The organism is Vibrio sp. CCUG 15886 (genome assembly GCF_028570825.1).
GTDB lineage: Bacteria > Pseudomonadota > Gammaproteobacteria > Enterobacterales > Vibrionaceae > Vibrio > Vibrio vulnificus_B.
The window spans coordinates 1-22952 of the sequence record NZ_JAQQBT010000003.1 but is presented as its reverse complement, the minus strand read 5'-3'; the positions used below and the strand labels follow the sequence as shown (position 1 = coordinate 22952).

The following is a 22952-nucleotide window of genomic DNA, read 5'->3' as shown; positions in this document are numbered from 1 at the left end:
TCCTCAAACCGGACTATAGATATTCTCACATGGCGATCTATCTGACAGAACTTGATAGTAAAAGTTTAGACTTTCCTCCTGCAGAAAAGGCATTAGCCGATCCAAATGGCTTATTGGCCTTTGGTGGTGACCTCACTCCAGAAAGACTGATCGCAGCATATCACCATGGTATTTTCCCGTGGTACGGGCCGGGAGAGCCGATTTTGTGGTGGAGTCCATCAACGCGAGCCGTTTTTGATCCAAACACCTTCTTACCCGCTAAAAGCCTTAAAAAGTTCCAGAGAAAGGCTCAATACCAAGTCAGCATTAATCATGCGACGCCAGAAGTCATTAAGCTATGTGGCAACACACGACCAGCGGAAGAAACTTGGTTAAATGATGAGATGCAAGCGGCCTACACCTCATTAGCTTTGCAAGGTGTCTGTCACTCGGTTGAGGTTTGGCAAGATCAAAGACTCATTGGCGGTTTCTATGGCCTTAGCATAGGAGAATTGTTTTGTGGCGAATCGATGTTTAGCCTCGAAACCAACGCATCTAAAGTTGCATTATGGTATTTTTGCCGTCATTTCAGCGAGCATGGTGGCAAGCTGATCGATTGCCAGGTGATGAATTCTCATTTGCACTCATTGGGGGCTTTTACGTTGCCGAGAGAGGAATTTCTCCAACGGCTGCTATGCTTAAAACAACAGAGAGTAACGTCGGGTTGTTTCTCACCCCAATGGTTGAAGAGGCACAATGCATGAGTTCAGATATCCATCAAATTAAAATAGGGCTCACAGACAATCACCCTTGCAGTTATTTGCCCGAGAGAAAAGAACGAGTCGCTGTGGCACTTGAGGCGGATATGCACACGGCTGACAATTATGAAGTTCTGTTAGCCAATGGATTTCGTCGCAGTGGCAATACCATATACAAGCCTCATTGCGATAGCTGCCACTCATGCCAACCCATTCGCATATCAGTACCCGACATTGAACTTTCACGCAGCCAAAAGCGTTTGCTGGCCAAAGCACGCTCCCTTAGCTGGTCGATGAAGCGGAATATGGATGAAAACTGGTTCGATCTCTACAGTCGATACATTGTTGCTCGACATCGTAACGGAACCATGTATCCCCCGAAAAAAGATGACTTTGCTCACTTTTCTCGTAATCAATGGCTAACCACGCAGTTTCTCCACATTTATGAAGGACAACGCTTAATCGCTGTCGCAGTGACAGACATCATGGATCATTGCGCCAGTGCTTTTTACACCTTTTTCGAACCAGAACATGAGCTATCTTTGGGGACACTGGCCGTGTTATTTCAATTGGAATTCTGTCAAGAAGAGAAAAAGCAGTGGCTCTATTTGGGCTATCAGATTGACGAGTGCCCAGCGATGAACTATAAAGTTCGCTTTCATCGCCACCAAAAACTAGTAAATCAGCGTTGGCAAGGGTAGAATACGCCCCAACTTTACTTTTTTACATTTTGACGGCTTATGTAACCGTCAAGATTCGCCAAGTTTCTAAGAGGATTAAATGGCTAAAGAAGACGTAATTGAGATGCAAGGCACTGTTCTTGATACTCTACCAAACACTATGTTCCGCGTTGAGCTTGAAAACGGCCACGTTGTAACTGCGCACATTTCAGGCAAAATGCGTAAAAACTACATCCGTATTCTAACGGGTGACAAAGTAACTGTAGAGATGACTCCATACGACCTATCGAAAGGCCGCATCGTCTTCCGTGCTCGTTAATCTCTGATTATCGCAGTCAAACAAAAAGCGGAGCGCTATGCTCCGCTTTTTGTTTGACTAGAATCATGTCGCTTACAGAAGCACCTAAGTCGCGCGCTTTTGTAAGCTATCAATAATAAAGCGAGCCTTAGCTCGCTTTATTATTTACTTTTAATGAACCGCTTCTTCACGCGTTGTCAGATACTCAAAATTCAAATCATCTTTCTCTAACGTTACTTTCACCGTACCGCCATCAATTAACGAACCAAACAGCAGTTCATTTGCCAACGGTTTTTTCAGTTTATCTTGAATAACTCGGCTCATTGGTCGGGCACCCATAGCTTTATCGTAACCTTTGTTTGCCAACCAGTGACGAGCATCTTCAGACACTTCCAAAGAAACGCCACGCGCGTCCAACTGCACTTGTAGCTCAACGATAAACTTGTCCACCACCTGATGAATAATCGCTTCATTAAGGCTATTAAACCAAATGATGTTATCGAGACGATTGCGAAACTCTGGAGTGAAGACTTTCTTAATTTCCGCCATCGCATCATGGCTATGATCCTGCTGAATCAAACCAATCGATTTCTTCTCAGTCTCTGCGACACCAGCATTGGTGGTCATGACTAAGATGACATTACGGAAATCCGCTTTACGACCATTGTTATCGGTAAGCGTGCCGTTATCCATCACCTGCAACAGTAGGTTGAAGATATCTGGGTGCGCTTTTTCAATTTCATCCAGCAGCACAACGGCATGAGGATGTTTGATCACCGCATCCGTGAGCAAACCACCTTGATCGTAGCCAACATAACCTGGAGGCGCACCAATCAAACGGCTCACTGAATGTCTCTCACCATACTCGGACATATCAAAGCGTAATAACTCAATCCCAAGTAGCTTCGACAGCTGAACGGTGACCTCAGTTTTACCAACACCAGTAGGGCCAGCAAACAAGAAAGAGCCCACAGGTTTGTTTTCTGCGCCTAATCCCGCACGGCTGAGCTTGATGGCTTCACAAAGTACGTCAATCGCCGCATCTTGCCCAAACACCAACATTTTCATCTTGTCATCAAGGCTCTTGAGAATATCTTTATCCGAAGAGGATACCGATTTTTCTGGGATACGAGCCATTTTAGCTACCATGGCTTCAATATCTGCCACACCAACCGTTTTCTTACGACGACTCGCTGGCGTCAGGCGACTACGTGCACCCGCTTCATCAATCACGTCGATCGCTTTATCCGGCAAATGACGTTCATTAATGTACTTCGCAGAGAGTTCAACCGCAGCTCTCAGCGCTTTGTTGGTATAGCGGACATCATGGTGCGCTTCGTATTTAGATTTCAACCCCATCAAAATCTTCGTTGTATCATCTAGCGAAGGCTCTACAACGTCGATTTTTTGGAAACGGCGCGACAAAGCACGCTCTTTCTCAAAAATGTTGCTGTATTCTTGATAGGTAGTAGAACCGATACAGCGTAGCTTTCCGCCACTTAATAACGGTTTAATCAAGTTTGCGGCATCAACCTGGCCACCAGAAGCCGCGCCAGCACCAATGATGGTGTGAATTTCATCAATAAATAAGATGGCGTCTTTTTCTTTCTCTAATTGCTTAAGAATGGTCTTAAAACGCTTCTCGAAATCGCCACGGTATTTGGTTCCCGCCAGCAATGAGCCAATATCTAGGGAATAGATGACGCTGTCTTTAATAACGTCTGGTACCGAGCCCTCGACAATTCTCCACGCCAATCCTTCTGCAATGGCTGTCTTACCAACCCCCGCTTCACCAACGAGAAGTGGGTTGTTTTTGCGGCGACGACAAAGTACTTGGATCGTACGTTCCAACTCTTTATCTCGGCCAATGAGAGGGTCAATATGGCCATCTTTCGCAACTTGATTGAGGTTGGTAGCAAAACTTTCTAAGCGTTCTTCTGAGCTATTCTCTTCACTACTCGCATCGCTGCCGAAGGAATCTGACGAAGAAGAGTCATCACTCGCGCCAGATGCTTTCGTGATACCGTGAGAAATGTAATTCACGATATCCAATCGTGAAATATCATTTTTCTTCAATAGATAAGCCGCGTGCGATTCTTGTTCACTAAAGATAGCAACCAGCACATTTGCGCCAGTTACTTCACTGCGACCGGAAGACTGAACATGAAACACAGCTCGTTGAAGCACTCGCTGAAAGCTCAATGTAGGTTGAGTTTCTCGAGTTTCATCATTGTCTGGAATAAGAGGAGTTGTCTGATCAATGAACACATCCAGTTCATATCGCAGAGCATTGAGATCGGCTTTGCACGCCAAAAGAGCTTCCTTCGCAGCATTGTTTTCCAACAATGCGAGTAGGAGGTGTTCAACAGTCATGAACTCATGTCGTTTGTCACGAGCACGAGCGAAAGCGCCATTCAGGCTCGACTCTAATTCTTTATTAAGCATAAGTACCTCCTGTGAGAACAACTTGGTTGCTCGAGCAAGTCTTATCTTTACGCTTGCTCCATCGTACACAGCAACGGATGTTCATTTTCCCTTGAATACATCGTTACCTGCGCTACTTTCGTTTCAGCAATCTCTGCACTATACGTGCCACAAATTGCTTTCCCTTCGTAGTGAACTTTCAACATGATCTGCGTAGCTTTATCTAAATCATGCGAAAAAAAACGCTCAAGAACATCAATCACGAAATCCATCGGGGTGTAATCATCGTTGTTTAGCACCACGTTGTACTTCTTGGGCGGTTGAATCTGGGTTATTTCTTTCTCCAGTAAATCCGAATCTGGAGTGATCCATTCAAAATTTTTACTCATGGCTTCTATTAAACACTTGGGACTTTCAACAAAGAGTCAGATACCTGCAAACACTTTACCATAAGCACCAAGCTCGGTGTAGTCAGTTAGCCTTCGCGTGTAATTTCCCTTACTTAGAGACTAATTCACGCCACAGCAGGCTGCAAATAAAAAGATGAGACAAGGCTATTTATCTGCAACTGTTTGATGCTTTTGCCATCAGACGTCAACTCATTTTAGGGAAAAGCTCAATCACTCAACAAAGAAACTTTTGCAAAAATGTTAAACCCAAAAGTGATCTGTTTGCGATTATGTTGTTATTAATACATTTTTACTATTGACTAGCCAAAATCATTGACTACATTGGTTGGTGTTGATGAATTTTTCTTCACTTAGTGCTTCGCTTCGCAAAACGCGAAACTTGCAAAAAAGTTTAACTGCCAAAAATCCATCACACGAAATTCTTAAATTTAGCTTAAAAGCAAATTTGCCATCAGTCTGTTACACAGGCTAAAGATTGGCTAACAACATCAGTAACAAAATGCATGAGGGATGTATAGCATGGCTACAGGTACAGTAAAGTGGTTCAATAACGCCAAAGGATTTGGTTTTATCTGTTCAGATCAAGAGGAAGGCGACATCTTCGCCCACTACTCAACGATTCAGATGGACGGTTATCGTACACTGAAAGCGGGCCAACAAGTCACGTATGAGATTGAGAAAGGTCCGAAAGGGTGTCACGCTAGCAGCGTCGTTCCACTCGAAGTACAAGCAACGAAGTAAGACTGGTATTGCGACAAAATTCACTTTTAAGCAACGCTTTAGCTCTTATTGAAAAACCCGCCTTTCGGCGGGTTTTGTTTTTTGCATTAAGCTTCAATCACTTGGTTTAAGGATTGACTTGGTCGCATCAGAGCCGAGGTTTTAGCATCGTCAAATAGGTAATAACCGCCAAGATCACCTGGTGCACCTTGCGCACCATTTAACTCAGCGACAATAACTGCCTCTTGCTCCGCAAGTGCTTTTGCAATTGGAGCAAATTCAGCCGCCAATTCAGCGTCTGCGGTTTGCTCTGCCAACGCTTTCGCCCAGTACGCAGCCAAGTAGTAATGGCTACCGCGGTTGTCTAACTCACCCACTTTACGAGACGGAGACTTGTTTGTATCCAAAAACTCGCCTGTCGCAGCGTCTAATGCATCAGCCAGTACTTTTGCTTTAGCGTTTCCAGACACCACGCTTAAATGTTCCAGTGAAGCCGCTAACGCCAAAAATTCACCGAGTGAATCCCAACGAAGATGGTTTTCTTTCTGAACTTGCTGTACGTGCTTAGGTGCAGAACCGCCAGCTCCGGTTTCAAATAGGCCGCCACCGTTCATCAGTGGAACGATAGAGAGCATTTTTGCCGATGTACCTAATTCTAGAATTGGGAACAAATCGGTTAAGTAGTCACGTAGTACGTTACCAGTCACAGAAATGGTGTCTTGACCTGCTTTGATACGCTCTAGTGAGAACTTACACGCATCTACCGGTGCTAAGATCTTAATGTCTAAACCTGCTGTATCATAATTCGGTAAGTAGGCATTCACTTTCTTAATAAGCTCGGCGTCGTGAGCTCGATTTTCGTCTAACCAGAATACCGCAGGAGCACCACTTGCTCTTGCGCGCGTGACAGCCAGTTTCACCCAATCTTGAATTGGAGCGTCTTTAACTTGGCACATACGGAAGATATCACCTTCTTCGACTGCTTGTTCAAGCAGAACAGTGCCGTCTGTTGTAACGACTTTAACAGTGCCTGCGGCATCGAGGATAAAGGTCTTGTCGTGTGAGCCGTACTCTTCTGCTTTTTGTGCCATCAAACCAACGTTTGGTACACTGCCCATTGTTGTCGGATCAAATGCACCATGCTCTTTACAGAAATCGATAACGGCTTGATAGACGCCAGCATAGCAACGATCTGGAATCAGTGCTTTGGTGTCTTTTTGCTTGCCATCAGGACCCCACATTTGGCCAGAGGCACGCAGCATTGCAGGCATAGATGCATCAACGATCACATCACTCGGTACATGCAGGTTGGTAATACCACGGTCAGAGTCGACCATTGCTAACGCTGGTTGAGATTCGTAAACCGCAGCAATTGCAGCTTCAATCTCTTCTTTTTGTGCTTGTGGCAAGGCTGCAATTTTCGCGTATACATCACCAAGTCCGTTGTTTACATCAACACCCAACTTAGCGAAAAGATCGCCGTATTTAGCAAAAACGTCTTTATAGTAAACTTTGACCGCATGACCAAAAATGACAGGATCTGACACCTTCATCATGGTTGCCTTCATATGAAGCGAAAGCAAAACATCTTGTTGCTTAGCTTCTGCAATTTCTTTCTCGAAAAACGCAACAAGTGCATTTTTGTTTAGAACGGCAGAGTCGATGATCTCTTTATCTTGCAGTGCAAATGCTTTCTTTAGGACTTTCTTAGAACCATCTTCAGCAACAAATTCAATTTGCACATTTGTTGCACCGTTTACTGTCACGGACTTTTCACTGCCAAAGAAATCTTTTTCCGTCATGCTCGAGACGTGAGACTTCGAATCTGAGCTCCAAGCCCCCATTGAATGCGGGTTTTTCTTTGCATAGTTCTTCACTGACAGCGGCGCACGACGATCCGAGTTACCTTCACGAAGTACAGGGTTTACCGCACTGCCTTTAATCTTATCATAAGTCGCCTTAATTGCTTCTTCTTCATAAGTGCTCGGCTCTTCTGGGTAATTTGGCAGATCATAGCCTTTGTCTTGAAGCTCTTTAATCGCTGCTTTCAACTGAGGAATTGATGCTGAAATATTTGGCAGCTTGATGATGTTCGCTTCTGGCGTCTGAGCCAGCTCACCAAGTTCTGCAAGCGCGTCGCCAATACGTTGTTCTTCTTTTAGGTGCTCTGGGAAGTTGGCGATAATACGCCCTGCTAGAGAAATGTCGCGAGTTTCAACGTTAATGCCTGAAGAAGCAGTGAAAGATTGAATAATCGGCAGCAATGAGTACGTTGCTAGCGCTGGTGCTTCATCAGTAATGGTGTAAATAATTGTAGGTTTTTCTGTAGGCATGAAATTTCCCTATTTTTTAACACCTCAGCAAGCTGAGATGAGTGGAATTGACGCGCTTTGCACTTTCACTGAGTATCAGTATCTCCCCTAGTGCAAACCGCCGTTTGGCACTCTTTGTTGTTACTCTTTGAGTTAGTTTCTCTAAATCCATGAGTGCACGTTTATAATTAAACAAATTACGCAAAATAGTCTATTATTCTGTGCGCTATTGTTAGTATAAGGCGCGCAGATCATATCCGATTCCGTCGAAAGTTAAAACTTATACACACACTTCATTTACATTTTTGCAAGGTACTTAACATGTCATTCCGTTCTAGCAGCACTTCTCCACGCTCGAACAAGCAAAAAGCGACCAAGCGATTTAAACAAAGCGGACAAGCTCAATCTGTTGGCTCGCCAAAAAGACATAGTGTAAAGCGGAAGAACAATGAACAGAGCAAAAAATCTTTGTCGTTGGCAGAGCGTAAACTCATTATCTTCAATAAGCCATATGACACGCTCAGCCAATTTACCGATGGTGAAGGTAGAAAAACGTTAGCAGACTTCATTCCTGTCAAAGAAGTATACGCTGCGGGAAGATTAGATCGTGACAGTGAAGGCCTGATGGTGTTAACCAATGATGGCATACTGCAAGCCAAACTGACTCAGCCAAAATCCAAATCGCCTAAAACCTATTGGGTACAAGTAGAAGGCGCTCCGACCGAGGCACAACTCGAACCTCTTCGCCGTGGTGTTAAGCTGAAAGATGGGCTGACGTTACCCGCTAAAGTGGAGATTATCCAAGATCCTCAGTTGTGGGAAAGAAATCCCCCTGTCCGATTTCGTGCTGCAATCCCCACCACTTGGCTAGCCATTACGATTATTGAAGGAAGAAATCGTCAAGTGCGACGCATGACGGCCCATATTGGCTTCCCGACTTTAAGGCTAGTACGTTACTCGATGGGAGGAATGACGTTACAAGATCTTCAACCCGGCGAGTGGAAGGAAATTTCCTTACCAAGTTAGGGCTAATGCCCTAACTTAAGCAGTAACGTAAATACGATTACTCTTGATCCACCATCCACTTGCGGAAAGCTTTGCGCTCTTCAGTCGATGCTTGTTTATACCAGTGTTGGAGTTGGACTAATGCATCTGCATTTTTAGTGGTAGCGGGCTTTTCGACCATCTTATCCATTGTTACTACCTCTGCTTTTACAACCCCTGCTGAAAATACGATTCCTCGCTCTTCATTGTGCTTGGCGATTAGAGCTTCCATGCCATAGTACGGCATAAATCCTTCATTCCCTTTTAGCTTTTCTTGGCTGTAGGAAATTTCTTTACCACTTACGCCTTCAATGCGCCATTTAGGTGATGTGTTGAACTCACGATTTGCTTGCTCATAACTAAATACTTTCGGTGGATACAACTTGATATCTTCACTGAGATTGTCAATGGTTATGACGAAAGGAGCGGAGTCAAAAACCTTTTGGTTACTACCTGAGCCAAGCTCTGCTGCATAGCGAACAACAAGTTGAGCGCTTTTGGCATCCACTTCCATCGGCTCTAAAGGCTCATCCACTTCCGTTCCATTAGCAAATAGAATCTTCACTCCAGAAACTGGCGAGATCATCGCTGCGTGAATATTGAACGACATCAGCATGCCTGCTAAACCTAGTACTCTAAGCATAACTATCTCCGGTTATTACAAAAAAAAACACCCTCATCTGAGGGTGTTTAGTATAAATAAATCCGTGTGGATTAGAATGATGCTTTAACACCAACTGCATAAGCAGTTTCTGTGTTATCTGCGTCATTACCACCAACTTCAGCGTAAAGAGTTGCGCTTGGTGCTAGAGGGTAACCAGCGTTTACATACCAGCTAGTTACGTCGCTGTTTGCTGCGTCAGAATCTGCAAAGTTAACACCAGCAGCTAGTTTAACTACGTCTAGCTTGTAAGTTGCAGCTAGTGCGATGTTATCAGCATCTACGCCATCATTTTCAGTTGCGTAGTAAGCAGCTGCTAGACCTAGGTTTTCTACGCCGTTGTAACGAGCTTGTAGTGACCATAGAGTCTCATCGTGAGTTGCTACTGCTGTTTTACCGATCTCAGCAGAACCTACAAACGCTGTGAAATCGAAATCTTTAAGACCACGGTAGCCTACTTTAGCATCGAATAGGCGAGAGTCTGTGTTCAACTCTTTAGAATTACGGAACTGGCGAATTGCTGCTGATGCGTAAAAATCGGAAGAATCAAAGTCGTAACGCATCGTTTCTTCACCACAGAATTGATCTGTACCGTTAAAGAAAGCATCTAGACCAAACACGTAGTCAGAACCAATACCTGCATCATCAAGAACTGAACATAGACGACCAACTTTGAAAGTGTGTGCACCAGCGTAAGCAGCAACATATGCATCACCGTTGGTTGAACCAGTGTCTTGGAATTCCCAGAAACCACCAAATTGTACTTCGTCGTTTACTGCGTAACGAACATCAAAGCTAACGTCTGCGTCGTGAATCTGTTGCTTCATTTCAGAGTCTTTCGCTTTATCTTTAACGTAACGAACTTCGATATCGCCGCCCATTGTTACAGATACTGCGTCTTTCTTGTACAGTTCAAAACCTGCATTCGCAGAACCCGCAAATGCCATAACTGCTAGAGCTACTAGAGTCTTTTTCATAATAATCCACTGCCTTTTCTTAGTTTGGGAGTTCCTTGCCCGGTTCCCTTTTGTTTTTTTGATACTGATTTACCTATCCTGAGAAAGCTAACCAGCACCTGTAAATTTCGATTGTTAGATTGCAAAAGATTATTCTGACTGTCAAATTTCCTAAAAAACAAACATAAAAAAATATCAAATCATTTAAAAACAGCAACTTGCATTGTTTACATGCTTTTTTTCGAGTAACTTCTAAGCAAAATAGGCCTAATTTACACAAATCGTTACAAGCAAATATTCGGAATAAAATCCTTAAATATTAAAAATTAAAGACAAATTTAAGAATAAAACTCTTAGCAATCCCCCAGAGCGGCGGTTTATATTTTTTATTTGATGAATTAAATCTAACCTTATGAAGGTTCAGTTTTTTTTTGTGAAGGAGATCTAGGTTTAAATTAAAAGGATCCAATTTCGTGAGATACGCCTCGCTTAGAGATGTGTGCTAGAATCCGTGGGTCTGAACATGGGTCACAGTATGCTAACCAGTAAAATTCAAAGTTCTATTCGCACCAGCTATCAAAACCTTCAAAACCAGCTTGAAAACTTTATCCCTCGCCGAGCGCAAAACTATCTCGTTGCGGAGATGGCAAAAACACTTTGCGGTTCCTATCACAAAAAAAATCGCATTCTTGTTGCGGAAGCCGGGACGGGGATCGGGAAATCACTCTCCTACCTTATGGCTGCAATCCCAGTGGCAGTACTTAACAACCGTAAAGTGGTGATTTCAACTGCAACAATTGCTCTACAAGAGCAATTGCTGAATAAAGACCTGCCTTTGTACAGAAGAATTTCAGACTTAAACTTTTCTTTTGTTTTAGCGAAAGGTAGACAACGCTATTGCTGTGCCGAAAAACTCGCTAGCGCCAGTGGCGTCGACGGTGGCCAGCTAGCGATGTTTGAAACAAAACCCAAAAAGAAAGACATAGAGCTGTTAACCACGATGTATCAGAGCTTAGCCAAGGGGAAATGGGATGGCGATAGAGACAGTTGGCCAAAACCGATTGATGACAGCCTCTGGCAATTGATTGTCAGCGACAAACATAGCTGCAATAACAATTTACCTATCCATCGCCACTGTCCTTTTCAAAAAGCACGCTCAGAGCTCGACAAGCACGATGTCATTATCGCCAATCACAGTTTAGTCATGGCTGATGCAGACTTGGGCGGCGGCGTTATCCTCTCTGAACCGGAAAATACCATTTATGTCTTTGATGAAGCGCACCACCTTCCTCACGTTGCTCGAGATCATGCCTCTGCCGCATCTAGCCTTAAAGGCGCGGCCGCTTGGTTAGAACGTTTAAACCAAAACAGCAGCAAGTTTGCAGCCTTGGCGGATGAAAAACGCGTTAGCCGCTTTCGCAATGAGCTTCAAGAATCCGTGCAAGTGGTGATTCCCTCTTTACTACAGCTTGCAAAACAGTTCGACCCAGCGAATTTTGAGGAAGGCACCTATCGATTTGAGCATGGCCAACTCCCTTCGTGGCTAGAAGAGCAGGCAAAAGAGCTCAAAATTTTCAGCCAGAAAGCCCATCAAGCGGTCGCTAAAATTGCCGATCTCGTCGCCGAGCGTGTTAAAGATGGCGAACTTTCCGCAAAAACTGCCGAGCCCGCTTTGGCTGAATTGGGTTTCTATATTCAACGAACTGAAAATCTGTCACAAGTGTGGCGATTGATGGCAGAACCGACCCGTGAAAAAGGTGCACCTCTTGCTCGCTGGCTTGAAAAACATCCGGATCGCGAAGGTGACGTTATCGTCAGTGTCTCTCCTTTAGAGGTAGGCTGGCAACTGGACCAACAAATCTGGAGTCGCTGCGTCGGCGCATTGTTGGTTTCTGCAACCATGAGAGCACTGAACTCATTTCAATATTTCTGTCATCAAGCAGGCATTGATATGCGTGAGGAATCGGGAGTCCAATTCCTAGCTTTGGCCTCACCTTTCGATTATCAAAACCAAGCAGAGTTGCACCTACCTGCCCTCAAATACGAACCGCAAGCACCGCAGTTTACGGAATATCTTATCGAGATTTTGCCTAAGTATTTAAAAGACAAACAGGCAAACTTGGTTTTATTCTCTTCTTATTGGCAAATGAACCAAGTTGCGGAAGGTTTAGCAACAGAATTGGTAAAAAGAGGATGGGCTTTGCAAAAGCAAGGCGAAACATCACGCACAGAAATTCTAAAAAAACATAAAGAACTAGTAGAAAAAGGTGAAACAAGCATTCTTTTTGGTACAGGTAGCTTTTCAGAGGGGCTGGATTTGCCCGGCGAGCTTCTGGAAAACTTGGTGATCACCAAAATACCTTTTGCTGTCCCAACTTCACCAGTAGAACAAGCGCATTCAGAATATATTGAGTCTCGTGGAGGTAATCCATTTATGCAGATCACTGTCCCAGAAGCGAGTAAGAAGATGATTCAATCGGTAGGACGATTACTGCGCAAAGAGCGAGATTCTGGTACAGTCACCATCCTCGACAAGAGGTTGATTTCGAAGCGGTATGGCAAAGCGATTCTGGACTCCCTGCCTCCTTTTAAACGAATCATTGAAAAATAGAACTTGCTGCATTACACAATTAATAACTAGAAGAACGTTAACCCTATGGAATTATTAGAACCAACCATGCTTGTTGTCCTTGCTTTGGTTGCTTTCATCGCTGGATTTATCGATGCCGTTGCAGGTGGAGGGGGAATGCTCACCGTTCCAGCCCTTCTTTCACTGGGCTTACCGCCACATATTGCACTAGGAACAAACAAACTTGCCGCGACGTTTGCCTCTTCTACTGCCGCATTTACTTACTATCGCAAACGCCTGTTTAAGCCTCAGTGCTGGCTTCGCGCATTTGCAGCTACTTTGGTAGGTGCCACATTGGGCACACTCTTTGTCGATGCCATCAGCACCGAGTGGTTAGAGAAAATACTGCCACTGATCATTTTAGCCGCAGCTATCTATACCATTTGGCATAAAACGCCCGAATCGGCACACAACAGCACCACTCCCGAGCCATGCCCAATGCTGAATAAAAAGCAATTTGTGCAAGGTGCCACACTAGGATTTTATGATGGTGTCGCGGGACCAGGCACTGGCGCTTTCTGGACCGTCAGCTCAATGGCACTCTATAAACTCAATATCCTTCTGGCCTCAGGCCTCGCAAAAGCCATGAACTTTACCAGTAACATAACTTCGTTGGTCATGTTCGCTTTCTTAGGGCACATCAACTGGGGGCTTGGATTAATCATGGGCGTTTGCCTGATGGCAGGGGCGTTTGTGGGTGCTCACTCTGCGATTCGATTTGGCGCAAAGTTTATTCGTCCGGTTTTTGTTACTGTCGTCAGTATTCTTGCCATGAAACTGGCCTATGAAGCTTGGTTTGTCACGCTATGAAACTACAAGATATTGCGCAGCGGCTTGATGAGCTTGCTATTCAGGCCGCTCAGTTAGACAGACAAAGAGGCGAACATCACACCCCTTTGTTTGATGAGCGATTGTTTGCTTGCCGAGCGCGCCTCTTAGTGCCCTGCGTTAAAGAGACCAAAGCCACTTTGGATGCGTTACTGAGAGAGCAAAAAGATCAGAGACTCACAACCCAACGTGCTGAATATCTGACAGAACAGTTGGTTGCTCAGTTCTCTGCGATTCAACGTGAGCTCTCTACAACCACCATTCGCAAGAATGAAATCAAACATGCTAGCCATTATCGCAAACCAATCAATGTGTTGTATCAAGAGTTGGCACAGCATCAAGAGTGGACGCGTAGACTAAAAGAGATGGTGTTGGAAAAGCAGAAAGAACTCGATACCGCACCTGCATTTCTTCGTACGCAAGCTCAACAGGCGTTATTAGCAACAGAGCAACGATTAGCGCGTTGCCAGGCAGCGATGCTAAAGATAGAAAATCAGATCACATACAGAGAGAAAAATCAGTAATGAATGACCTTTCCCCTCCACCACTGGAACAAGCACCGGATGAAATTAAACTGGCGGTCGATTTGATCTATCTATTAGAAAGCAATGACGTTGATGCTGCAACAGCCCTAGCGGCACTGAAAATTGTCCAGCAAGATTTAGAGTCGAAGCTCAATCGTCAAGCGTAAACACGTCAGTGCCAGTCAACGAGATGACTGGCACTGTTGATTTAGAGGCTTGATTCCTTTCATCACACTTTAAACTGACCCATCAATTGTTGCTGCTCTGCTGAGAGTGCTTCAATCGTTTCACCAGCCGATTGTGACTCTTGCGCTTGCGATAAAATCTGGCCGCTGAGATCGCGAATGTTGACCACGCTCTGATTCACTTCCGCAGACACCGCCATCTGTTCTTCAGCCGCTTTTACAATCTGGCTGTTCATATCATTAATTGCAGAGATCGACTCAAAGACACTTTGCAGTTGCTCAACCGCATTTTGTACTTCTGTCGCGGTATGCTGAGCAAACACGTTACCTTGCTTGATGGCATCCACCACTGCTGTGGTGCCATTTTGTACTTGAGCAATCACAGTGCGAATTTCTGCTACAGAATCTTGAGTGCTGCTCGCCAATTTTCTAACTTCATCTGCAACCACGGCAAAGCCACGGCCTTGTTCGCCAGCGCGAGCGGCTTCTATCGCCGCATTGAGTGCCAAAAGATTGGTTTGCTCTGAAATACCTTCAATGACTGTCAGGATCTCAGTAATATTGCCATTGTTGCGGGCTAACTCTTCCACCACAGGAACGGCTTGGGTCATTTGTTCCACCAGCTTCAGCATCTCGTGTTCAGAACGCTCAATGACCTCACGGCCACTATTCGCGGATTGACTGGCTCGATTCGCTGCCTCAACCGCCACTTCCGCATTTTGCACAACCAAACTTGCGGTTTGTGTCATCTCTTCAGCCGCCGTGGCCACCATATCGACTTCTTTAAATTGTGATTCGCTGCTAGTGCGGGTTGCCACTGCTGCTCGTTTGGCTCCCACTGTTTGTTCGGCAAGCTGTTGCGACGTTTTTGCCACATTGCCAATGGTTCGCTGCAGTTTCTCTAAAAAAGCATTAAAACTCTCTGCCAGTTGGCCAATCTCATCTTTGTTGCCCACCACTAAACGCTGAGTGAGATCACCTTCACCAGATTCAATGTCACGTAAACTGTCCACCACGGCTTTGATCGGCTTCACTAGCTTGGCGGCGGAAAAGGCGATGGTAAACAGCCCTAGCACCACTAATACAAGCCCCACCAGCAACTCAAATTGAATGCCTGAGGAAACCTTGTCGCTGATGATTTGATCCAATGTCTCGACATCTTTGAGTACGGCCGATTTTGGCATTTCGAAGATCACGCCCCAAGTTTGGTTGGCAACGACGACGGGAGCAAAGACAAGTAGCCATTCGCCATCGTCACTCCATGAAACTTGCTCTCCCCCACTGTAAAGCCAATCCGTTAATGTGTTCGCTGAAACGTAGGAGCTGGCAAAAGCACTACCAATACTTTTTGAGCGATCGTCACTGGCGATCAAAGTGCCGTCTAAACTCACAATGCTAATGTGTCCCTGCCCATTAAAAAGGCTGCTATCGGAATCGTTTGCGATTTGCAGTAAAGAATCGAGTCGCACATCAATACCCATAAAACCGATTGGATCACCATCAACGAGGATAGGAACCGACAAAGAGGTGGTCAAAAAGCTGCCACCATCTTGTGTCATTTTGCGAGGGGAAGTAATACACGCTTGTGCTGAGTTCAGAGGACACAAAAAACGCTCAGCGTTTTCATCCGATTTCAAAGTCGCTTCCGAAAGTACATTCGCAACGACATTCTCGCCATTATTAGCCGTGGCCCAGTAAGGAGCAAACTGGCCTCGTTCATTTGACCCCACATACTCTGCATTCACATAATTGGCATCTTCACCATCAAGCATATTGGGTTTAAAAACCAAATAAGCCCCTTGCATGGTTTTGAAATTCACGACCGATTTACGAACCATTTCATCCAGTGCAGTGCGCAATACTTCGCTCTCACCAAAATTATCTTCACTATTGGTCTTATAAAACAAAGCACTCGCCGCTAACATTTCAGCACGATATAGCGACTCATTCAGAAACTCGGAAACCTCAGTAGCATTGAGTAATGCACGAGTTTTCACTAATTGCTCTGATTTGGAGGTAACAGATGCGGTGCTTTGTTGCTTCAACGTCTGTTGATTTACAATCGCGTTATAGACAGAAAAGCCAATTAAAGAGAGAGAAGTGATTAGCAAGCAGAAACCCGACAGCAGGGTAATCTTCCACTGAACAGAAAGAGTTCGCATAGTACATCCTTATTCGCAAACAAATAGAGCTAAACTTTCGTTTTATTTGCTTTCCATTAAAGCATAATTCACCTCGATATCAATTAGAAATGTTACGAAGTTGTAGCACACTATCGAACCATCAATGTGATCAATCGCTGTGATTACTTATCTCTTCTTGAAGTCATTGAGTTGAGTGGTAACATCAAGTCAAACAACACGAATCAGGATAAAGAATGAAAATCGTCAGCTTCAACATCAATGGGTTACGAGCTCGCCTTCATCAACTGCAAGCATTGATCGACAAACATCAACCTGATGTTATTGGTCTGCAAGAAATCAAAGTCCACGACGAAGCCTTTCCTGTCGAAGACGTCGAAGCGATGGGCTATAAAGTCTATTTCCACGGGCAAAAAGCGCATTACGGCGTGGCTCTGCTGTGTAAACAAGAGCCAATCGAAATCCAAAAAGGGTTCCCAACCGATAATGACGAACATCAGAAGCGCATGATCATTGGGACTTTTCTTGATGAGAAGGGTGAAAAAGTGACGGTGTTGAACGGCTATTTTCCGCAAGGGGACAACATAGCACACGAAACCAAGTTCCCTTATAAACGCCAGTTTTACAAAGATTTGATGGGATACCTAACCACTCACAGAGACAACGGTGAGCAAGTAGTTGTGATGGGCGACATCAATATCAGCCCGATCGACGCCGACATCGGTATTGGTGAAGTGAATCGTAAACGCTGGTTAAAAACGGGCAAATGTTCGTTCCAGCCTGAGGAGCGTGAGTGGTTACAAACCTTACTGGATTGGGGATTAGAAGATACGTTCCGCAAACTGCACCCAAGTGTGGATGATAAGTTCTCGTGGTTTGACTACCGTTCAAAAGGCTTTGACGATAATCGTGGCCTGCGCATTGATGTGATTCTTGCTACACCATCGTTAGCGGCCAAGTGTCGCGAATCCGATATCGATTACGAGCTGCGCGGCATTGAAAAACCTTCAGATCATGCGCCTATTTGGGCAACCTTTGAGTAACCCGTATTCGTTCATCGACATAAAGCAATCGACTTAAAATCATAGAGGAGCTAAGGCTCCTCTATGATTTTTTACTGCTGGCTAGTTCGACGGCCAAGCGGTTACACCATCGACTGGCACAAAGCGCGCGGCAAATTCCTCCTTGCAGTACCCCATATCAGTTGAGACGAAATAGTTCAGTGGCATCGCAGGATGATTGAGAGTAATCACTTGCTGCTTCGCTTTATCACTGAAGGTGAACCCCCACATATTGAGATACGCCCGCATGTCTCGCTCGGTAATGTAGCTCAGCGCGACCAGTAGCCAATCATTGTTACTAATCGCATTGGCTTCATCCAACGAATACTGGCTAAAACCGATGGACTCTTTCCTCGCGTCCCACAAGTCAGCACTTCCTTTCAAGCGATTAAATTCCCGCTCTATCAAGTGCAAGCGACCCAATAGGTGCCAGCCATTGTTTAAGATGCCTTGTTGCTGAGTCGCCATCATCATCTGAATGTAAACGCGCGCCCCCCAACTCCAACCGGTTTGATTTTGTGCGGCCATAAAGGCATTGGGATTCGCCTGCTGACGGCTCTGCTGCAACAGCTCATATTGTCCTTTAAAATCTAGAGACTGGCACTGAGACTCCTTGCCTGTGTCTATAAAATACTGAGATTTGCTGTAATAAGAGTAATAGTTGGTGGTGGAATGCCCTTCCCAACCAGCAAAACGAAAACGGCCTTTTTCTAGCCCATGGCCAAGCTCATGCAAATCGCCATGACCCACAGGGCTAAATGCCCAATACGCATCGTAAGGATTGCCAGAGCAGCCATACCCACAGGTGGCTTGATCGGCATTCATGTGTTTCACCATATCGATGGTTTCCACCTGCCAACCTTTGCTTTCGCCGTAGGTTTGCACTTGCTCAAATACCGTAATACCCGGGCCTTTAAAGCCTGCTAACGCATGCGGAAAATTGTGCATGTATCGCTCTGTCGCCTGCGCCATGGCAGCAGCACTTCCCGCCCACTCTGTTGCTGAGATCGACTGCAGCATTTTGTCGCGTTTTGAGTGGACTTCAAATCCCGGAGTGATCAGCTCTGCCCAATCAAATTGGTCTTGATTCAGTTGCGCGGCAAAGGGCTCATTATCCTCAGCACTTCGCCAAACGGGATGTTGCGCCACATTGGTGAACCGCAATTCAACGGGGAGATCGTTGGTATCAAAATGGACTTGAATCGGCCCGCCGTAAGCGGAGGTCAAACGAATCGTTTCACCGCTCTTAATCTCATAAGTGGTTGAGGTGAGGTGTTTAGGGCGGCTATAACCGTTTTTTGAAAACTCGTGGGTTGCCCCACTGCGGAGTGAGTTAATCGCAATCGACACCTTCACCGCGCTGCTATCACGGCGCGTGATTTGGAACGTTTCGCCAGGCAAGGCGTACACGCCTGCAGAGCGGAAGTTACGTTTCGATTCCAACTGAACCGTTTTGCTGATCCGCGCGATCTCAGCACCAAATTCACTGCGGCTAAAATTACCCATATTCGGCTGTTTTGGGTTGAGCGAGCGAGAATGATATTGGACATAATCGGCAAAATAGGATTTTAGGAAATCAAGCGATGCGGTGGTCGATTTATCCATCGGAAACACCACATCCTGACGATAACGGTCCGCCAGCAGCACCATCAGTTTCTCGTATTGGTAGTCTGCGGTTTTAAACAGATCGACTTGGCTTCGATCCAAAGACAATAAATGGTTGCGAATCGCGTTTGCCGCAAGGTAGAACTCACTGTCCATCTTGGCGCTCTCTGGGCAAGATTTATCATCGCACTGCGTAAGATCCACAGTGAAACTGTCATTGGCCAAACGGGTGAGCAACGCTTGTTGGTCAACAATTTCTTGAGGAATTGAGCCCTTAAGCGATAAGGCATTCCATTGGCTAATACCCAATTTTCGCCAATAGTTATCACCGACATAACGGACATGGAAAAGGTCAAACAACGCGTTACCTAGCTCCGTCATGCCTCCATCCCAATGCAAATAAAGGATGGGAATACCGTCAGCCTGCGCTTTCTCAACGGCACTTTTGACAGTCGCCACTGAATCCCCACTGTTCGTATGCTGGGATAAAATCAGCAAATCAGGCTTTGCCGTGACACACGCAAGCAGCTTTTCGCCGTCACACTGGTTGGCATCATTGTAGCGAAGCTGCGCTCCGTATCGGTTGGTTAACCAAGATCGTGTTGCTTGCTCATCGGGGAAATAATGCGATTGATCCATCTGCGCGATCACCGCGTTGGCCCCTTGCTTCAATGAGCCACCATTTAGCCAGACCAACAGGTTATCCAGCCAAATCTCCATGTCACTGTTCACGGATGTCGGGAAACGTTGAGCCGTGCGAAATGGGTTGCTCCCTAAAAACGCGTATCGCTGACCAGATGAACTTGTTTCCGCAATACCAAGCGTCAATACTTGGTCTTTGTATCCATCAGACATTGCTTTGTTTGTCTGTAAAACCGCTTGGTTAAAGCCGTAGGTGGACTGAATAATGGCGGCATCGTGGGTAGGGTCCCAATGAAGAGAGGACGTGTTCGCCGCTAATTGCTGCCACAATGCATCGCTTCGTTGTTGAGTCTGCGCAACATAACGCTGACTGGCTTGAATAAATTCATTTGGATCGGACACCAGCAAGGCATTTCCGCTTTCAAGCGCCCGCTCTACATCCGTTTTGACTTGTGCTGTTGAACCACCGCCACCACTACCACCGCCGCATGCGGTCACCGCAAGCGTCAGCAAGCTGGAATAAAAGATCTTGTTCATTTTCTCGCTCGTTCTTTTTGTTTTTCTTAGTGTAATTAATGACTTCAGAACAACAACCAACGAGCTCATTGCGATGATTGATTTTGAACTAACCTAACATAACGGCACCCTATAGGTGCCGTTCATAAGTTTGTTGAACCATCTAAATTAGCTCAATGGTCTGAGGTATGCGAGGAAGCGTTTCTCCGCATTTTTGAAGACCCAAAGGATCAAAAACGTCAGCGACATGTAGAATAGGCCCGCGGTTAGAAACGATTCGAAAGGTGCGTAGTAACGCGAGTTGACCAATCGAGCTGCACCAGTAAGATCGATAATCGTCACAATACCGGCGACCGCACTACCGTGAAGCATAAAAATCACTTCATTACTGTACGCAGGCAGCGCGCGGCGCAACGCACTTGGCAACACGATACGGCGATATGTCATCCAATGGCTCATGCCATAGGCTTTTGCCGCTTCCACTTCCCCTTTTGGCAAACCGTTGATCGCGCCACGAATGATTTCGGCAGTATACGCAGAGGCATTCAAAACAAACGCCACCAAAGCGCAGAACCAAGCATTTTCCCAAAGCGTATCTTTCACGGGGAAAAACTGATCCATACCGTAGTAAATGAGATATAGCTGAACCAACAACGGCGTACCACGGAAAAAGTAGATGTAGCCCCAAGCAGGCAAACTCACCACATAGTTGCGGCTGTTTCTTGCCACTGCCAACGGTATGGCAATACCTAAACCAAGCACCAGTGACACAGCCACCAGCCAAGCGGTTGTCCATAAACCATCGAGGTAGATAGGAAAACTTTCTACGATTAATGAAAAGTCCATAATCATCTACCTCGTATGAATGCTGAATTTACGTTCTAGGACTTTCAAACAGCCCGTAGAAACGCTGGTAAAGAAGAGGAAAATCAGAGCCACCGCCATATAAAAGGTAAATGGCATTTTGGTTGATCCTGCGGCTAACGCTCCGACGCGAACCATATCCTCTAAACCGATGATGGAAACTAACGCGGTCGTTTTGAGTAACACTAGCCAGTTATTACCAAAACCAGGCAACGCGTGACGAATCATTTGCGGCAACAATATGCGGCGAAACGCCAACGCCGAGCTCATGCCGTACGCTTTTGCCGCCTCAAGCTCCCCCTTATCGACCGCCATGATGGCACCGCGGAAGGTTTCCGCCATGTACGCGCCGAAGATAAAGCCTATGGTCAGAACACCGGCAATAAAAGGGCTCACGTCTACATAGTCAGGAAGGTAGGAGACCCATTCATGCGTGGGGTCGCTTGATGTAAACCACTCGTTGAGCCATTCATTGACGGCATAGAGAGAGTTGTTAAGAAAAATCTGGCCACCGAAGAAAATCAGCATCATCAAGACAAGATCAGGAATCCCTCTGATGATGGTGGTGTAAAGTGTGGCGATAGCACGCGCCCAACGATAAGGCGCCATTTTAGCAAGCGCGCCCAACATGCCAAGTAACATGGCGAGCACAAGGGAAAGTAATGCCACTTCAATGGTTAACACGGCCCCTTTAAAGATAGAGGCTTCATATCCTTGTAAATCCAGCATAGGTCAGTTCCTAATCCCTAGAATCTAGAATCCTAATTGCCGGGTACATCCAGGAACGAACCGGCAATTAGGGAGAGAGTTCAACAGTGATTACTCGCCATATACGTCGTATTTGAAGTATTTTGCTGCGATCTGCTGATAAATGCCTTTTTCACGAAGAGATAGAATAGCGGCATCCAATTGCTTGGTAAGATCTTTATCTTGCTTACGAACCGCAATACCAAAACCTTCACCAAACCATTTTGGATCCGTTAGTGATGGGCCAACAAACTCGTAGCCTTCACCACCCGCTTTGTTCAGCACGCCTTCTTCCAATGCCGAAGCATCACCCAAAACCGCGGCGATACGGCCATTGGCTAGGTCAAGATACGCTTCATCAAATGAACCGTAGCGTACGATATCAACGTTCTTGCCATAGTTATCGGTTAGGTATTTGTCGTGAGTGGTTGCGCGTTGAACACCGATTTTTACGCCGCTCAGTTTGTCAAAATTCAAGCCTGCGCCTTTCTTCGCGATGAATTTGTTTGGGATCAGCGCGTATTTTCCAGTGAAATCGACTTTTTGCTTGCGCTCTTCTGTGATAGACATAGCGGCAATGATTGCATCGTACTTACGAGCCAATAGTGACGGGATAATGCCGTCCCAATCTTGCGCGACGATCTTACATTGCACTTTCATCTCTTCACACAAGGCATTCGCCATATCGACGTCAAAGCCTTTTAGGGAACCATCGGCTTCTGTCCAACTAAATGGAGGGTACGCCCCTTCAATGCCAAAGCGAACCGTTTTCCATTCCTTCGACTGAGCGATACCCGACACTGCGGTTGCGGCCAATGTTGCTGCAAGTAACCACTTCTTCATATCCATACTCCTGTGATTGTTTTTGTATTGCGATGTTGTGTTTCGTTTTTAGGTTCTAGGTTCTAGGTTCTAGGTTCTAGGTTCTAGGTTCTAGGTTCTAGGTTCTAGGTTCTAGGTTCTAGGTT

The 22952-nt window shown here is 45.6% G+C and carries 20 protein-coding genes; 10 read left to right on the top strand and 10 right to left on the bottom strand.

Features of this window, described 5'->3' with window-relative positions:
* Positions 1-29: 29 nt before the first annotated feature.
* The 3 genes from aat (at position 30) to infA (ending at position 1736) form a co-directional block, all read left to right on the top strand.
* The gene (aat, locus tag PQQ36_RS08690) at positions 30-743 is read left to right on the top strand and encodes a leucyl/phenylalanyl-tRNA--protein transferase (RefSeq protein ID WP_072603521.1); all 714 of its coding nucleotides are present in this window, start codon (positions 30-32) and stop codon (positions 741-743) included.
* On the top strand, positions 740-1438 hold the full coding sequence (locus PQQ36_RS08685; protein WP_011080005.1) for an arginyltransferase: 699 nt from the start codon (positions 740-742) through the stop codon (positions 1436-1438). Before aat ends, PQQ36_RS08685 begins: the two co-directional genes overlap by 4 nt.
* Before the next feature lie 79 nt (positions 1439-1517).
* Positions 1518-1736: a translation initiation factor IF-1 gene (gene infA, locus PQQ36_RS08680; protein ID WP_001040192.1), complete on the top strand. Its 219-nt coding sequence runs from the start codon at positions 1518-1520 to the stop codon at positions 1734-1736.
* A gap of 150 nt (positions 1737-1886) precedes the next feature.
* Here infA and clpA read toward each other — a convergent pair whose 3' ends face one another.
* Both clpA and clpS read right to left on the bottom strand, forming a co-directional pair.
* Positions 1887-4160 (bottom strand): ATP-dependent Clp protease ATP-binding subunit ClpA, encoded by a 2274-nt coding sequence (clpA, locus tag PQQ36_RS08675; RefSeq protein ID WP_072603519.1) that lies wholly within the window; start codon positions 4158-4160, stop codon positions 1887-1889.
* Between the two features lie 47 nt (positions 4161-4207).
* On the bottom strand, positions 4208-4528 hold the full coding sequence (gene clpS / locus PQQ36_RS08670) for an ATP-dependent Clp protease adapter ClpS (RefSeq protein WP_011080003.1): 321 nt from the start codon (positions 4526-4528) through the stop codon (positions 4208-4210).
* Between the two features lie 540 nt (positions 4529-5068).
* Here clpS and cspD point away from each other — a divergent pair.
* Positions 5069-5290, top strand: a complete 222-nt coding sequence (cspD, locus tag PQQ36_RS08665) for a cold shock domain-containing protein CspD (protein ID WP_013571399.1) — start codon at positions 5069-5071, stop codon at positions 5288-5290.
* An 86-nt stretch (positions 5291-5376) separates the two neighbouring features.
* Here the strand turns inward: cspD and PQQ36_RS08660 are convergent, their stop codons facing one another.
* Positions 5377-7602, bottom strand: coding sequence for an NADP-dependent isocitrate dehydrogenase (locus tag PQQ36_RS08660; RefSeq protein ID WP_045596656.1), 2226 nt, complete (start codon positions 7600-7602; stop codon positions 5377-5379).
* A gap of 300 nt (positions 7603-7902) precedes the next feature.
* On the opposite strand from PQQ36_RS08660, the gene PQQ36_RS08655 reads away from it, so the two are divergent.
* The gene (locus PQQ36_RS08655; RefSeq protein WP_273660740.1) at positions 7903-8607 is read left to right on the top strand and encodes a pseudouridine synthase; all 705 of its coding nucleotides are present in this window, start codon (positions 7903-7905) and stop codon (positions 8605-8607) included.
* A gap of 37 nt (positions 8608-8644) precedes the next feature.
* Here PQQ36_RS08655 and PQQ36_RS08650 read toward each other — a convergent pair whose 3' ends face one another.
* Entirely contained in the window at positions 8645-9268 is a 624-nt protein-coding gene (locus tag PQQ36_RS08650; RefSeq protein WP_273660739.1) for a YccT family protein, read from the bottom strand.
* A gap of 71 nt (positions 9269-9339) precedes the next feature.
* Positions 9340-10263: a porin gene (locus PQQ36_RS08645; RefSeq protein WP_011150816.1), complete on the bottom strand. Its 924-nt coding sequence runs from the start codon at positions 10261-10263 to the stop codon at positions 9340-9342.
* A 514-nt stretch (positions 10264-10777) separates the two neighbouring features.
* Between PQQ36_RS08645 and dinG the strand changes: the two genes are divergently transcribed.
* From dinG to rsmS, 4 genes are read left to right on the top strand one after another with little or no spacing between them, the layout of a single operon-like run.
* Positions 10778-12853: an ATP-dependent DNA helicase DinG gene (gene dinG / locus PQQ36_RS08640; RefSeq protein ID WP_108654240.1), complete on the top strand. Its 2076-nt coding sequence runs from the start codon at positions 10778-10780 to the stop codon at positions 12851-12853.
* 45 nt (positions 12854-12898) lie between these two features.
* A complete protein-coding gene (locus PQQ36_RS08635) occupies positions 12899-13681 on the top strand; it encodes a TSUP family transporter (RefSeq protein ID WP_011079996.1) in 783 nt (260 codons plus the stop codon).
* Complete coding sequence (locus tag PQQ36_RS08630) at positions 13678-14223, top strand: primosomal replication protein (RefSeq protein WP_039554264.1); 546 nt, start codon at positions 13678-13680, stop codon at positions 14221-14223. The genes PQQ36_RS08635 and PQQ36_RS08630 overlap by 4 nt, the downstream gene beginning before the upstream one ends.
* Positions 14223-14390 carry a pleiotropic regulatory protein RsmS gene (gene rsmS / locus PQQ36_RS08625; RefSeq protein WP_011079994.1) on the top strand — a complete coding sequence of 56 codons (168 nt, stop codon included), beginning with the start codon at positions 14223-14225 and terminating at the stop codon, positions 14388-14390. The genes PQQ36_RS08630 and rsmS overlap by 1 nt, the downstream gene beginning before the upstream one ends.
* Before the next feature lie 62 nt (positions 14391-14452).
* On the opposite strand, the gene PQQ36_RS08620 is transcribed toward rsmS, so the two are convergent.
* Positions 14453-16570, bottom strand: a complete 2118-nt coding sequence (locus PQQ36_RS08620) for a methyl-accepting chemotaxis protein (RefSeq protein ID WP_273660738.1) — start codon at positions 16568-16570, stop codon at positions 14453-14455.
* Positions 16571-16785: 215 nt separating this feature from the next.
* On the opposite strand from PQQ36_RS08620, the gene xthA reads away from it, so the two are divergent.
* Positions 16786-17592 (top strand): exodeoxyribonuclease III, encoded by an 807-nt coding sequence (gene xthA / locus PQQ36_RS08615; protein WP_060531142.1) that lies wholly within the window; start codon positions 16786-16788, stop codon positions 17590-17592.
* Positions 17593-17673: 81 nt separating this feature from the next.
* On the opposite strand, the gene PQQ36_RS08610 is transcribed toward xthA, so the two are convergent.
* From PQQ36_RS08610 to PQQ36_RS08595, 4 genes are all read right to left on the bottom strand, one after another.
* Positions 17674-20394 carry an ImpA family metalloprotease gene (locus PQQ36_RS08610; RefSeq protein ID WP_273660737.1) on the bottom strand — a complete coding sequence of 907 codons (2721 nt, stop codon included), beginning with the start codon at positions 20392-20394 and terminating at the stop codon, positions 17674-17676.
* A 147-nt stretch (positions 20395-20541) separates the two neighbouring features.
* On the bottom strand, positions 20542-21219 hold the full coding sequence (locus PQQ36_RS08605; protein ID WP_273660736.1) for an ABC transporter permease: 678 nt from the start codon (positions 21217-21219) through the stop codon (positions 20542-20544).
* Positions 21220-21225: 6 nt separating this feature from the next.
* Entirely contained in the window at positions 21226-21966 is a 741-nt protein-coding gene (locus PQQ36_RS08600) for an ABC transporter permease (protein ID WP_011079989.1), read from the bottom strand.
* Between the two features lie 90 nt (positions 21967-22056).
* Positions 22057-22827: an ABC transporter substrate-binding protein gene (locus PQQ36_RS08595; protein ID WP_273660735.1), complete on the bottom strand. Its 771-nt coding sequence runs from the start codon at positions 22825-22827 to the stop codon at positions 22057-22059.
* Positions 22828-22952: the final 125 nt, after the last annotated feature.

What these genes read in the sequence shown, in the direction of transcription:
- PQQ36_RS08685 (WP_011080005.1), top strand. Translation starts at nt 740, where the DNA reads ATGAGTTCAGATATCCATCAAATTAAAATAGGGCTCACAGACAATCAC.
- cspD (WP_013571399.1), top strand. Translation starts at nt 5,069, where the DNA reads ATGGCTACAGGTACAGTAAAGTGGTTCAATAACGCCAAAGGATTTGGT.
- PQQ36_RS08630 (WP_039554264.1), top strand. Translation starts at nt 13,678, where the DNA reads ATGAAACTACAAGATATTGCGCAGCGGCTTGATGAGCTTGCTATTCAG.
- PQQ36_RS08635 (WP_011079996.1), top strand. Translation starts at nt 12,899, where the DNA reads ATGGAATTATTAGAACCAACCATGCTTGTTGTCCTTGCTTTGGTTGCT.
- clpS (WP_011080003.1), bottom strand. Translation starts at nt 4,528, where the DNA reads ATGAGTAAAAATTTTGAATGGATCACTCCAGATTCGGATTTACTGGAG.
- PQQ36_RS08605 (WP_273660736.1), bottom strand. Translation starts at nt 21,219, where the DNA reads ATGGACTTTTCATTAATCGTAGAAAGTTTTCCTATCTACCTCGATGGT.
- PQQ36_RS08645 (WP_011150816.1), bottom strand. Translation starts at nt 10,263, where the DNA reads ATGAAAAAGACTCTAGTAGCTCTAGCAGTTATGGCATTTGCGGGTTCT.
- PQQ36_RS08595 (WP_273660735.1), bottom strand. Translation starts at nt 22,827, where the DNA reads ATGAAGAAGTGGTTACTTGCAGCAACATTGGCCGCAACCGCAGTGTCG.
- dinG (WP_108654240.1), top strand. Translation starts at nt 10,778, where the DNA reads ATGCTAACCAGTAAAATTCAAAGTTCTATTCGCACCAGCTATCAAAAC.
- PQQ36_RS08655 (WP_273660740.1), top strand. Translation starts at nt 7,903, where the DNA reads ATGTCATTCCGTTCTAGCAGCACTTCTCCACGCTCGAACAAGCAAAAA.
- rsmS (WP_011079994.1), top strand. Translation starts at nt 14,223, where the DNA reads ATGAATGACCTTTCCCCTCCACCACTGGAACAAGCACCGGATGAAATT.
- PQQ36_RS08660 (WP_045596656.1), bottom strand. Translation starts at nt 7,602, where the DNA reads ATGCCTACAGAAAAACCTACAATTATTTACACCATTACTGATGAAGCA.
- clpA (WP_072603519.1), bottom strand. Translation starts at nt 4,160, where the DNA reads ATGCTTAATAAAGAATTAGAGTCGAGCCTGAATGGCGCTTTCGCTCGT.
- PQQ36_RS08610 (WP_273660737.1), bottom strand. Translation starts at nt 20,394, where the DNA reads ATGAACAAGATCTTTTATTCCAGCTTGCTGACGCTTGCGGTGACCGCA.
- xthA (WP_060531142.1), top strand. Translation starts at nt 16,786, where the DNA reads ATGAAAATCGTCAGCTTCAACATCAATGGGTTACGAGCTCGCCTTCAT.
- PQQ36_RS08600 (WP_011079989.1), bottom strand. Translation starts at nt 21,966, where the DNA reads ATGCTGGATTTACAAGGATATGAAGCCTCTATCTTTAAAGGGGCCGTG.
- PQQ36_RS08620 (WP_273660738.1), bottom strand. Translation starts at nt 16,570, where the DNA reads ATGCGAACTCTTTCTGTTCAGTGGAAGATTACCCTGCTGTCGGGTTTC.
- infA (WP_001040192.1), top strand. Translation starts at nt 1,518, where the DNA reads ATGGCTAAAGAAGACGTAATTGAGATGCAAGGCACTGTTCTTGATACT.
- aat (WP_072603521.1), top strand. Translation starts at nt 30, where the DNA reads ATGGCGATCTATCTGACAGAACTTGATAGTAAAAGTTTAGACTTTCCT.
- PQQ36_RS08650 (WP_273660739.1), bottom strand. Translation starts at nt 9,268, where the DNA reads ATGCTTAGAGTACTAGGTTTAGCAGGCATGCTGATGTCGTTCAATATT.